This window comes from Ralstonia insidiosa (assembly GCF_008801405.1).
GTDB lineage: Bacteria > Pseudomonadota > Gammaproteobacteria > Burkholderiales > Burkholderiaceae > Ralstonia > Ralstonia insidiosa.
Genome location: NZ_VZPV01000001.1, coordinates 2260515 through 2272792, shown reverse-complemented (window position 1 = coordinate 2272792; position 12278 = coordinate 2260515). Strand labels below are relative to the sequence as shown.

General features: G+C 63.2%; 10 protein-coding genes. 8 read left to right on the top strand and 2 right to left on the bottom strand.

All coding sequences use genetic code 11. The features are described from left to right. Nucleotides 1-29 precede the first annotated feature (29 nt). Nucleotides 30-1595 carry an MFS transporter gene (locus F7R11_RS10835; protein WP_064806314.1) on the top strand — a complete coding sequence of 522 codons (1566 nt, stop codon included), beginning with the start codon at nt 30-32 and terminating at the stop codon, nt 1593-1595. 266 nt (nt 1596-1861) lie between these two features. Here F7R11_RS10835 and F7R11_RS10825 read toward each other — a convergent pair whose 3' ends face one another. Both F7R11_RS10825 and F7R11_RS10820 read right to left on the bottom strand, forming a co-directional pair. Continuing rightward, nucleotides 1862-4900: a transglycosylase domain-containing protein gene (locus F7R11_RS10825; RefSeq protein ID WP_064803450.1), complete on the bottom strand. Its 3039-nt coding sequence runs from the start codon at nt 4898-4900 to the stop codon at nt 1862-1864. A 120-nt stretch (nt 4901-5020) separates the two neighbouring features. Beyond that, complete coding sequence (locus F7R11_RS10820; protein WP_064803449.1) at nt 5021-5932, bottom strand: LysR family transcriptional regulator; 912 nt, start codon at nt 5930-5932, stop codon at nt 5021-5023. A gap of 110 nt (nt 5933-6042) precedes the next feature. Between F7R11_RS10820 and F7R11_RS10815 the strand changes: the two genes are divergently transcribed. From F7R11_RS10815 to F7R11_RS10785, 7 genes are read left to right on the top strand one after another with little or no spacing between them, the layout of a single operon-like run. Beyond that, the gene (locus tag F7R11_RS10815; protein WP_064803448.1) at nt 6043-7152 is read left to right on the top strand and encodes a muconate/chloromuconate family cycloisomerase; all 1110 of its coding nucleotides are present in this window, start codon (nt 6043-6045) and stop codon (nt 7150-7152) included. 39 nt (nt 7153-7191) lie between these two features. Further along, complete coding sequence (catC, locus tag F7R11_RS10810) at nt 7192-7482, top strand: muconolactone Delta-isomerase (protein ID WP_064803447.1); 291 nt, start codon at nt 7192-7194, stop codon at nt 7480-7482. 44 nt (nt 7483-7526) lie between these two features. Continuing rightward, a complete protein-coding gene (gene catA, locus F7R11_RS10805) occupies nt 7527-8462 on the top strand; it encodes a catechol 1,2-dioxygenase (RefSeq protein ID WP_064803446.1) in 936 nt (311 codons plus the stop codon). Nucleotides 8463-8490: 28 nt separating this feature from the next. Continuing rightward, on the top strand, nt 8491-9849 hold the full coding sequence (locus tag F7R11_RS10800) for an SRPBCC family protein (protein ID WP_064803445.1): 1359 nt from the start codon (nt 8491-8493) through the stop codon (nt 9847-9849). Beyond that, nucleotides 9846-10334, top strand: a complete 489-nt coding sequence (gene benB, locus F7R11_RS10795) for a benzoate 1,2-dioxygenase small subunit (protein WP_064803444.1) — start codon at nt 9846-9848, stop codon at nt 10332-10334. Before F7R11_RS10800 ends, benB begins: the two co-directional genes overlap by 4 nt. A gap of 48 nt (nt 10335-10382) precedes the next feature. Continuing rightward, nucleotides 10383-11411: a benzoate 1,2-dioxygenase electron transfer component BenC gene (benC, locus tag F7R11_RS10790; RefSeq protein ID WP_064803443.1), complete on the top strand. Its 1029-nt coding sequence runs from the start codon at nt 10383-10385 to the stop codon at nt 11409-11411. Beyond that, nucleotides 11408-12190, top strand: coding sequence for a 1,6-dihydroxycyclohexa-2,4-diene-1-carboxylate dehydrogenase (locus F7R11_RS10785; protein ID WP_064803442.1), 783 nt, complete (start codon nt 11408-11410; stop codon nt 12188-12190). The genes benC and F7R11_RS10785 overlap by 4 nt, the downstream gene beginning before the upstream one ends. Nucleotides 12191-12278: the final 88 nt, after the last annotated feature.

The following is a 12278-nucleotide window of genomic DNA, read 5'->3' as shown; positions in this document are numbered from 1 at the left end:
CCGGTTTTCAGGCAAATTACCATCCCAGCATGAACACGCCAAGCACAGACCACATGGTTTCCCCTAGTCCAGCGCCCCGCCGTCAGCCGGCTGGCCAGCCGGCCGAATCTACGGTCGGCAGCCGGATGGAGTTGCGCATGGTGGGCATGGTGATCGGCTTGGCGACGGGCGTGGACTACATGTCCAACCTGATGTTCTCGATCGCGGGGCCGCATATCGAAGGCGGGGTGCTGGCCTCACAGGATGTTTACCTGTGGGCTGTGACGGCCTATGCGGCGGCGGCCAGCCTGGCGATTCTGGTGATGGGCCGGCTGGCCGATCACATGACGTACCGCAAGCACACGCTGTTGTCGCTGGGGGTGTTCATCGCCGGCACGCTGATGTGCGCGGCAGCCGAGGGCGGCACGATGCTGATCGTCGGCCGGGCTGTGCAGGGGTTTGGCGGCGGGCCGATGTTGTCTACCTCGCGCATCTTTGTCCAGCACAGCCCCGCGCATGAACGCCGCACGATGATGAAGGGGATGATCTACGGCATCTTCGGGTTGAGTTGCGTGTCGCCGATCCTGTCTGCCGCGCTGAACGAACAGTTTGGCTGGCGCTCCACCTTCATCGCGCAGCTGCTGGTGGCCGTGGTGGTGTGCGTTCTGGTGGCGGCGTTCTATCCGCACCCGAAAATGCAGGAGCGCAAGGGTGACTTCGCTTCGCTCGACTGGCCATCGGCCATTGCGTTCGGGTTGGCTGCGCTGATTGCGCTGCACGGGTTTCAGCAGGCGCGCTTCGTGCACCCGGATGGCTCGCCCGCGCAGGTGGTGCCGATCATTGCCGTGGTGGCGCTCATCCTCTGGATCGGTATCCGCCAGACGGGCCACCCGCTGCCGTGGGTGGACCTGCGTGCCACGCTGCAGCGTCGCTTCATGATGGGAATGGTCTTCTACGCCATCTACTACGTGTTTGCCAGCGGGTGGAGTTTTCTCTCGTCGAGCCTGCTGCAGAACGGTCTAGGCTTCCGCTATGAAACCACCGCGCAGCTCATCAGCCTGGGCGGGCTGGTGACGGTGGTGCTGGGCATCTTGAACTTTCAGCTGACGAATGTGCTGCCGCCCAAGCGTGTGCTGATCTCCATCGGCTTTGTGCTGATGGCGACGGCGCTGCTGTGGATGTCGCGCGTGGCGATGCCCGGTGCGGGCGTGGCGGCAGTGGCACCGGCCTTCATGATCGAAGGCATGGTGGGGATGTTTGTGGTGATCCAAGTGGCGGGGCTGACGTATGTGGATCTGCCGGCCAAGGATTTCGGCCACGCCTATCAGTTCAAGGGGATCATGCGGGCCTGGGCGCAGGCCTTCGGCACGATGGGTGCCACGCTGTTGCTGCAGCGGGGGCAGGCGCAGCATCGCACCGATCTGGTGGGGCATGTGAGTGCGCTCACGCCTGCCTGGCAGTGGCCGCATCCGTTGCAGGGGGTTGAGTTGGTGCGGATTTCTGCTGAGATTGATCGGCAGGCGACGCTGCTGGCTGTGGGGGATTTGTTTGCTTGGGGGGCGGTGGTTGCGCTGGTGTGTGCTGGGGCGATTTGGTTGCAGCGGCATCTACGGTAGTGGTGCACCCCTGTTTCATCCCCTGCCGGGGCTGACTCACTTTCTCTGTCTTGCCAGAGAAAGTAAGCAAAGAGAGGCGCGCCCGAGATGGCGACTTCCCCTTGAATTTCTGTAACCGGGCGGAGACGGGGAAAACTCGCTTCGCTCAGACAGTTCCCCGCCTTTTTTCCGCCCGCTTACAGAAATTCAAGGCGCCATCTAGGGCAGGGTACGGCCACACCGTCTGGGGGCATGCGCTGACGCTGGGTGTGCTTGGCTGGTGGAGATCAATCCAGTTTTTGCTCTTGTGCGGTGGCTTGCGGCACCTTGCAGTTGAACGCGGGGGCTGCGTCGGCCAGATCCAGGTAGCCCATCAGGGTGGGGGCTAGCACCTTGAGCACTTGCACCGTCAGTGCGCTGGTGAACTTGTACTTGGCGGCATCTGCGCCGGCCACGTAGGCCACGACGGTGCCGAAGTAGCGATCCCCAAGATAGAAGACGAAGGCGCCTGAGCGGCTGACGACGCGCTCGGAAATCAGCCCGCCGCCGCGGCTGAAGGTCTTGAAGCGGTTGTCGCCGGTGCCGGTTTTGCCGCCCACGGTGATGGGTTTGCCGTCTGTATCGACAAAGGTGCCGTCGATGCGCTTGGCGGTGCCACCTTGCACCACGCCGGCCAGCGCGGCTTTGACGATGCGCGGGATCTCCGGTGGCAGCACGCGTTCACCGGCGCTTGGGTCTCGGCATAGCAGCACTTCATAGGGGGTGTTGGCGGCAAAGTGCAGGCGGTCGATGCGTACGCTGGGCAGGCGCATGCCGTCGTTTTCGATGATGCCCATCAGTTCCGCCAACGCGGCGGGGCGATCGGCCGAGGCGCCGATGGCTGTGCCGTATGACGGCACCAGCGATTCAAATGGATACCCAAGCCGCTTCCACATCGCGTGGATGGACTGAAACGCCTCGATTTCCAGCAGCTGCTTGATACGTTTGTCCTGCGCGCCCTTGCGGTGGGATTGCAGCAGCCATTTGTAGACAGCCTGCCGCTCGGCTGCGCTGTCCTGGTTGACCTGCGCCAAGGTTGCCTGCGGATGCTCACGCAGGTAGGCCACCAGCCACAGCTCCAGCGGATGCAGCCGTGCGATGTAGCCGCGGTCGGCCAGGTCGAAGCGCTGGATCGCATAGTTGTTATAGAGCTTGGTGACTGTCGCCTCATCCAGCTTGGCGCCTGGCAGATACGCGCGGATGAAGGCCGCCATTTTGTCCGGCCCGGCTTGCGGGTTGATGCTGCGGAAGATCGTGGCCAGCCGCACGGGGGTCGCGTGCGTGCTCTGCACGAGCGTGTCTTCCTGCTCCTCGGCCGTTTTGCCGCGGTACTTCTTATAGAAACGGCCCATGAAAAGCTTGCCTTCGCGGTCGGCAAAGCGTTGCAGGTAAACCTGCCGTTGGGGGGAATCCGTGTCCTCCAGTGCTTCTGCGCCGGCGCTGGGCAACTGGTGCTGAAAGTAGCGCGAGATGTCGCGCATGATTCGCACGAAGACAAGGTTGACGGAGTGCTTGAGCCCCTCGCGCACCGTGAAGAATTGGGTGCCTTCCCATTTCTCGAAATTCTCGAAACTCTGCATGCCGCCGCCGGTGGTAAACCATTCTCCGGCGTTGCCGGAGTATTTGCGCTCCATCGATGCTTCCAGCATGGCGTTCAGCGAGCGGTCCTGCGCGTGGACGAGGTAGTCGACGGCCCAGCGCTCGATCGGGTTCTGCGGGGAGATGTTGAGCTTGCGCAGCGCGGCGGCGGGTTGGTCGACATAGCGCTTGTGCAGTTCGGCCACGATCTCTAGATACGTCACCAGTGTGCGCAGCTTGGCGGTGGAGCCCAGGTCCAGCTTCACGCCTTCGTTGATGTCGAACGGCTGGTCGAAGGTGTCGGCCTGCACCAGCACGCGGTTGCCGCCGGGCGCGCGTTCGTAAAGCGTGAAGCTGTAGGTCACGCCGCGCGGGTCGCCGTGTTCGAGCATCTTGTCGCCGATGAGGCCAGCGGCCTTGGCGCGTGCCGGGTCTTGCAGCTTGCGCAGCTCGGTGGTGATCTCGTGCTGCAGCGGCGCGTCGAGCGTGCTGCTGGCGGTCAGGTCCAGCCGGTCGAGTGCGTACATGCGCGGCACGCCCAGCATGCCAGCCAAGTTGACGCGCACGGCGTTGGTGCCTTTGCGCTCGATGGGGGTGGCGGGTGGGTGCACGCGCTGGGCCTGCTGCTTGAGCGATTGCGCGAGTGCCGAATCACGCAAATCCGCCGGAATAACGCCTGCCGTGGCCAGGATGCGCAGGTAGGCGTTCGTCAGCGATTCGAGATCGTCGAGATTCTCCTGGTAGTACGACGGGCGCCGCTGCGAGACCAACAGGCTCAACGCCTCCTTGTACGCTAGCGCACGGGCGGCCAACGGTGCGGTGGAGTCTGGCGCCAGCAGTTTGTTGACCTCCGCAAAGTCGCGTCCGTACCAGACCCACAGCGCATCGCCAATGCCCTGGATTTCGCCAAAGCCGGCGCGCGCGCCCAGCGGTACGGTGTTCAGGTAGGTGACGGCGAGTTGGTGGCGCGCGGCGGTGGTGTCTTCGCCGTTCAGATAGGCGCGTACTGAGGCGGAAGCCATCTGCCGCAGCTTCTCGCTGGGGGAATCGGTGCGGCCTTCAGGCGAGTGGCGATACTTTTCGATCTGCGTGGCGAGGGTGCTGCCGCCGGGGGATTCATGCTCCGAATCGGCCAGGCGCAGGGCGCGGTCCCACACGGCGCGCGCCAGGCGGGTCCATTCAACGGCGGGGTTGCGCTTGGGATATTCGGTTTGGAGCAGAGTGCGGTTCTCGATCCCGAGCAGCGAATTGACCAGCAGCGGCGGAACCGCGTCAAAGCGGTCGTAGATACGCTCGGGGTGGCGCACGCGGTAGATCGGGCGACCGTCGTCATCGAGCAGTTCCAGGCCGGCCTGGTCTTTCTCACGGTAAGGCGCATTCAGGCCGCGCTCCATGAGCGAGAGCATGTCGTTTGACGGCACGGCCTGCTGGGCGACGATGTAGCCGCGCGTGTGCAGGCGATCCAGAAACGTAGAGAGCTGGTGATAACCGAGGCGCTCGTCGTACGGGCCGGAGTTCGGGTAGCGCGCGGAGGCGTTGGGCCCTGGCTTGACGGGAAAGGTTTGCGACTTGCCGAGACGGGCGAGGTAGCTTGCCTGCCACGCGGAGGTCTTCAGCTCGCTGGAGACAAGCCAGGCAGCCGCCGCAAGCAGCAGGAGTGGCGCGGCAATCAAGGCCAACAATTTGACGGGGCGGCGTATTCTTTTCACTCGCTACGCTCCAATCGCAGGCAGACGGGCGCTTCACTTCAATCTAGCCCATGCGGCCGTCGTGTCCAGTCCACCGACATGCCTGCGCGTGTGTAACTTTGCGCGCCCGTATTGCAAGGCTTACGTTGGCCGGTAGTGCGGAATTTTCTGCTCTTCGTACAGCCGGTAGGTCAGGTTCAGCATGGCCTGGATGTCTTCCGACTCATCCAGCAGGCGCGTGCTGAAGATAATGGGCGAGACCAGCTGCGGGTCGTCCAGTTCCATATAACTGACATCTTCGCGCTGCAGACCGGCCACGCTGCGCGGCACCACCGATACGCCTTCGCCCGCCGCCACCAGCCCCAAGGCGATTTGCAATTCCCTTGCCTCGTAGATCCTGGCCGGCTCCAGGGCGCGATCGTGGAACAGCGCGAGCACCTGGTCGGCATAGCTCGGGCGCGGCGCACGGGGGTAGATGATGAGCGTCTCGCCCACCAGATCGCGCAGCGAGACCGCCGGTTTGGCCTCAAGCAACGCGTGCCCTGAAGGCAAGGCAACGATCAGGCGCTCATCGCGCAGCAGGATGCGTCGCACGTTCGGGTCTTCATAGCGGATACGGCCGAAGCCCACGTCGATGCGGCCGTCCTTGAGCGCCTGGATCTGGTCCATGGTGGTCATCTCGTGCATGGTCAGATCGACCATTGGGTACTCCGCCCGAAAGCGCCGGATCACCTTCGGCAGCATCCCGTACAGCGTTGAAGCGACGAAGCCGATCGACATGCGCCGCTCGATCTGCCCCACGCGCTGCGTCATGGATGCCAGCTCGGCCGTCTGCGCCAGCAATTGGCGCGCGTGCGCATGGAAGAAGCGGCCGGCTTCGGTCAGCTTGAGCGGGCGGCTGCCGCGCTCGAACAGCAGCACGCCGATTTCCTCTTCGAGCTGCTGAATCTGCCGCGAGAGCGGCGGCTGGGCGATATGCAAGCGCTCGGCCGCGCGCGTGAAGTTCAGCTCTTCAGCAACAGCCACGAAGTAGCGCAGGTGGCGCAGTTCCATATCCAACCTTATAGGTATGAAGCTGATACTAAATCGGTGTTGGACGCAGTAAAACACGCTGCGTAATCTGGTTTCCACGTTGAACGCAGTTCTTCTGATACCTGGAAAACATGATTCGCTCGATCGAGGCCATTCTAGTGGATGTGCCCACCATCCGTCCGCACAAGCTCTCTGTCGCCACCATGCACACCCAGACGCTGGTGCTCGTGCACGTGTGCTGCGAAGACGGCATCGAAGGCTGGGGCGAGGCCACCACCATCGGTGGCCTCAACTACGGCGAAGAGAGCCCCGAGAGCATCAAGGTCAACATCGACACGCATATCGCGCCGCTGCTGATCGGCATGGATGCGCGGAACGTGGCCGCCGCCATGGCCAAAGTGCGCAAGACCATCCAGGGCAACCGCTTTGCCAAGTGCGCGCTGGAAACGGCGTTGCTCGATGCACAGGCGCGCCGGCTGAACGTGCCACTGTCGGAACTGCTCGGCGGCCGTTTGCGTGACGCGCTGCCGGTGGCCTGGACGCTCGCCAGCGGCGACACGAACAAGGACATTGCCGAGGCAGAAAAGATGTTGGCCGAGCGCCGCCACCGCATCTTCAAGCTGAAGATCGGCCTGCGCCCGGTGGCGGACGACGTGGCGCACGTGCTGGCGATCAAGCGCGCACTGGGTGATGCCGTGAGCGTGCGTGTGGACGTCAACCAGGCCTGGAGCGAACTCGACGCCGCCAACGGCATCGCCGCACTGCAAGCCGGTGGCATCGACCTGATCGAACAACCGGTGCGCGCCGAAAACCGCGCCGCACTCGAACGCCTGGCCCGCCAGTTCGCTGTGCCGATGATGGCCGACGAAGCGCTGCACGGTCCGCGTGATGCCTTCGAACTCGCCTGCAGTGCCGGCGCCGATGTGTTCGCCGTGAAGATTGCGCAGTCCGGCGGCCTGGTCCCGGCCATGCAGGTGGCGGCCATCGCGCAGCTTGCGGGCATCAGCCTCTACGGCGGAACGATGCTCGAAGGCGCGGTTGGCACGGCTGCTTCGGCACACGTGTTTTCTACCTTCGGCGATCTGCAGTTCGGCACCGAGTTGTTCGGCCCCTTGTTGCTCACGCAAGAACTGCTGACCGAGCCGCTGCAGTACCGCGACTTTATGTTGCAGGTGCCCACCGGCCCCGGCCTGGGCATCCAGATCGACCGCGACAAGCTCGCGCGCCTACGCCGCCAATAACAACAACCAAGACGAAGACCACCCACCAAGGAGACCACGATGCTGTTCCACGTCCGCATGGATGTCCGCCTGCCGCCTGACATGCCCGCCGATGTCGCCAACGAGATCAAGACGCGCGAAAAGGCCTACTCGCAGGAGCTGCAGCGCAGCGGCAAGTGGCGCCACATCTGGCGCCTGGTCGGCGAGTACGCGAACGTCAGCATCTTCGACGTGCAGAGCAACGCCGAACTGCACGACATCCTGACCGCGTTGCCGTTGTTTCCGTACATGCAGATTGCCGTGACACCGCTGTGCCGTCATCCGTCGTCCGTCCGCGGCGACGACGCCTGAGTACCCCAGACATTGCCCCCAAAAAACCAGTGGAGACACCCATCATGAGCGTGACCGTATTCGAAACGAAAGACGTGCAGGACCTGCTAAAGGCTGCTACCAACCTGGATGGCAAGGAGGGCAACGCCCGCCTGAAGCAGATCACCCACCGTCTGCTGGCCGATCTGTTCAAGGCCATTGACGATCTCGACATCACGCCGGATGAAGTCTGGGCGGGCATCAACTATCTGAACAAGCTTGGCCAGGACGGTGAGGCGGCGCTGCTCGCTGCCGGCGTGGGCCTGGAGAAATACCTCGACATCCGCATGGACGCCGCCGACGCCGCGCTTGGGCTCAACGGCGGGACGCCGCGCACGATCGAAGGTCCGCTGTACGTGGCGGGCGCGACGGTGCGCGATGGCGTGTCCCGCATCGACGTTGATCCGGACCCCGCCGCGGGACCGCTGATCATTCACGGCACGGTGACGGGCCAGGATGGCAAGCCGGTGGCAGGCGCCCTGGTGGAGTGCTGGCACGCGAACTCGAACGGTTTCTACTCGCACTTCGACCCGACCGGTGCGCAGAGCCCGTTCAACCTGCGCGGCGCAGTCCGCACCGGTGCTGATGGCAAGTACGAATTCCGCACGCTCATGCCCGTGGGCTACGGTTGCCCGCCGCAAGGCGCGACCCAGCAACTGCTGAACGGGCTGGCCCGCCACGGCAATCGCCCGGCGCACGTGCACTTCTTCGTGTCGAGCGATGGGCACCGCAAGCTGACGACGCAATTCAACATCGAAGGCGATCCGCTGATCTGGGACGACTTCGCCTACGCCACCCGCGAAGAGCTGATTCCGCACGTGGTCGAGAAAACCGGCGGCGCCGCGCTCGACCTGAAGACCGATGCGTACAAGGACATCGAATTCAACGTCGTGCTGACGCCGCTGGTGCAGGGCAAGGACAACCAGCGCGTGAACCGCCTGCGCGCTTCGGCCGAGGTCTGAGACCTTAGAACGCTAAGTGGAGACGACCATGTCCGCCTTGATCGACAAAGTCAACGAACTGGATCACCTGCTCTCAACCGCGGTGGTGGATGACGAAGAGGCGGGCGTTTTCCGCTGCCGCCGAGACATCTTCACCCACCCTGATTTGTTCGAACTGGAGATGAAGCACATCTTCGAGAACAACTGGGTGTATCTGGCGCACGAAAGCCAGATTCCGAACAACAACGACTACTACACCACGTGGATCGGTCGCCAACCGATTGTTATCACCCGCGACAAGACGGGTGAGCTGAACGCAGTCATCAACGCCTGTGCGCACAAGGGCGCCATGCTTTGCCGCCGCAAGCATGGCAACAAGGGCAGCTTCACGTGCCCGTTCCACGGCTGGACGTTCTCCAACACCGGCAAGCTGCTTAAGGTGAAGGACGAAAAGACCACCGAGTACCCGGTGCAGTTCAACACGCACGGCTCGCATGATCTGCGCAAGGTCGCGCGGTTCGAGAGCTACCGTGGCTTCTTGTTCGGCAGCCTCAATGCGGACGTGCAACCGCTCGAAACCTACCTGGGTGAAGCGCGCGTGATCATCGACCAGATCGTCGACCAGGCGCCGGAAGGCCTGGAAGTTCTGCGCGGCAACTCCACGTATGTCTATGACGGCAACTGGAAGATGCAGATGGAGAACGGCTGCGACGGCTACCACGTTAGCACCGTGCACTGGAACTACGCCGCAACGATGGGCCGGCGCAAGGAAGGCGGCACCCAGGCGGTGGATGCGAACGGCTGGAGCAAGTCGGTGGCGGGCGTCTATGGCTTCGAGCACGGCCACATCCTGCTGTGGACCCAGACGATGAACCCGGAAGTGCGGCCCGTCTATGCGCACCGTGAGGAGATCAAGGCACGTGTGGGCGAGACGCAGACAGACTTCATCGTCAACCAGACCCGCAACCTGTGCGTGTATCCGAACGTGTTCCTGATGGATCAGTTCAGCACGCAGATTCGCGTGGTGCGGCCGATCAGCGTCGACAAGACGGAAGTTTCGATCTTCTGCTTCGCGCCGAAAGGCGAGAGCGCAACCGACCGTGCGACACGCATCCGCCAGTACGAGGATTTCTTCAACGTCACCGGCATGGGCACGGCGGACGACCTGGAAGAATTCCGCGCCTGCCAGAACGGCTATGCCGGCACGACCGCCCTGTGGAACGACCTGTCACGCGGCGCGCCGCTGTGGGTGCACGGCCCCGACGAGAACGCCACCAAGATGGGCCTGAAGCCGCTCATCTCAGGCGAACGCAGTGAAGACGAAGGCTTGTTCGTCTGCCAGCACGAATACTGGGTGCAAGTCATGCGCGATGCGCTGAAGAAGGAAGGCGAAGGGGTGCCAGCATGAGCGCCGATTACCAGAACATCTGCGCGGCCTTGTACCGCGAAGCGCGGCTGCTCGACGACCGCCAGTGGGACGCGTGGCTGGACTGCTATGCGGAAGACGTCACCTACTGGATGCCGGCATGGGATGACGACGACCAGTTGACCGAAGACCCCCAGAGCGAAATTTCGTTGATGTACTACGCCAATCGCTGCGGACTGGAGGATCGCGTCTTCCGCATCAAGACCGAGCGCAGCGGCGCATCCACGCCGGAGCCGAGAACCAGCCACTGCATTACCAACGTGGAAGTCCTGGCCGAACGCGACGGTGAAGTCGACGTGCGCTACAACTTTCACACGCTCAGCCACCGGTACAAGGCCACCGACCACTTCTTCGGCACGATGTTCGTCACCCTGCGCCGCAATGGTGATGACTTCCTGATTGCATCCAAGAAGATCGTCCTGAAGAACGACTACATCCGACAGGTGCTCGACGTCTATCACGTCTGAGATCGCACCCACGTATAGGACACGCACAAGAGGCAGCGGAGGTATCCCATGTCCAGTTTCACAGTTGCACTGAATTTCGAGGACGGCGTCACGCGGTTCATCGATTGCAAGGCGGGCGAGAAGGTGCTCGATGCCGCCTTTCGCGCCAAGATCAACCTGCCCATGGATTGCTCCGATGGCGTGTGCGGCACCTGCAAGTGCCGTGCCGAAAGCGGCAGCTACGACCTCGGTGACGACTACATCGAAGACGCCCTGACCGAAGACGAGAAGAACACCGGCCTCGTCCTGACGTGCCAGATGGTGCCGCAAAGCGATTGCGTAATCGCGGTGCCGACTACCTCGACCTCGTGCAAGACCGGGCAAAGCAGCTTCGGCGCCACGCTGTCCAAAGTCGAGCAGCACAACGATGCCGCAGTGGTGCTCGAATTGGATGTCGATGCGACTGCGCCGGTGTTCCTGCCTGGCCAGTACGTCAACATTGGCGTGCCCGGCAGCGGCCAGCACCGTTCGTATTCGTTCTCTTCGGCGCCCGGTGAAACGAAGATCAGCTTCCTGATCAAGAAGATCCCCGGCGGCGTGATGAGCAACTGGCTCGAAACCGCACAGCCGGGCGACAAGCTCGATCTGCAGGGCCCGCTGGGCAGCTTCTATCTGCGTGATGTGCAGCGGCCGTTGTTGTTCCTGGCCGGTGGTACGGGCCTCGCGCCGTTCCTGTCGATGCTGGAGGTGTTGGCGCGCAGTCATTCGCAGCAGCAGGTGCATCTGATCTATGGCGTGACCCGTGACCTCGATCTCGTGCAGGTCGAGGCGATCGACGCCTATGCAGCGAGGTTGCCGAACTTCAGCTACGCCACCGTCGTCGCGGATGCCGCTTCCAGCCATCCGCGTAAGGGTTGGGTGACGCAGCACATTCCAGCCGACGCGCTAAACGATGGTGATGTGGATGTCTATCTGTGCGGGCCGCCGCCGATGGTCGATGCGGTGCGCAAATACTTCGACGATGAAGGTGTGAAACCCAACAGCTTCCACTACGAGAAGTTCACGCCCAACGCAGCACCGAACGCAAAGGCGGCATGAGCATGCAACGATTCTCAGGCAAGGCCGTCGTCGTGACCGGCGCGGCGCAGGGTATTGGGCGTGGCGTGGCACTGGCTGCCGCAGAAGAGGGCGCCAAGGTGCTGCTGGTGGACCGCGCAGAGCTGGTCTACGAAGTGCAGGCCGAAATCGCCGCAGCCGGCGGGCAGGTGCACGCTGTCACGGTGGATCTGGAAACCTACGCCGGCGCCCAGCATGCCGTGCAGACCGCACTCGACACCTTCGGTCGCATCGACGTGCTCATCAACAACGTTGGCGGCACGATCTGGGCCAAGCCGTATCAACACTATGAAGAAAGGCAGATCGAGGCGGAGATCCGTCGCTCGCTGTTCCCGACACTGTGGTGTTGCCGCGCGGTGCTGCCGCACATGGTGGAGCGCAAGCAGGGCGTGATCGTGAATGTGTCGTCGATTGCCACGCGCGGCATCTACCGGATTCCGTACTCGGCGGCCAAGGGCGGCGTGAATGCGCTTACGGCCAGCCTCGCGTTGGAGCATGCGGAGGACAACATCCGCGTCAACGCCGTGGCCACGGGCGGCACCGAGGCGCCGCCGCGCAAGATTCCGCGCAACGCGGCGCCCATGTCGGAGCAGGAAACCGTCTGGTACCAGGGCATCGTCGACCAGACCCTTGCCAGCAGCCTGATGCACCGCTACGGCACCATCGACGAGCAGGTGCGGGTCATCCTCTTTTTTGCGTCGGACGAAGCCTCCTATATCACCGGGACGGTGCTGCCGGTTGGCGGCGGAGACCTGGGCTAGCCAGGGACACACTTCAGCCCCGGTGGGTAACAATAAAAAAAAACGCCAAGCGGGCACGCCGCTTGGCGCTGCACAACGCGGCATGAAT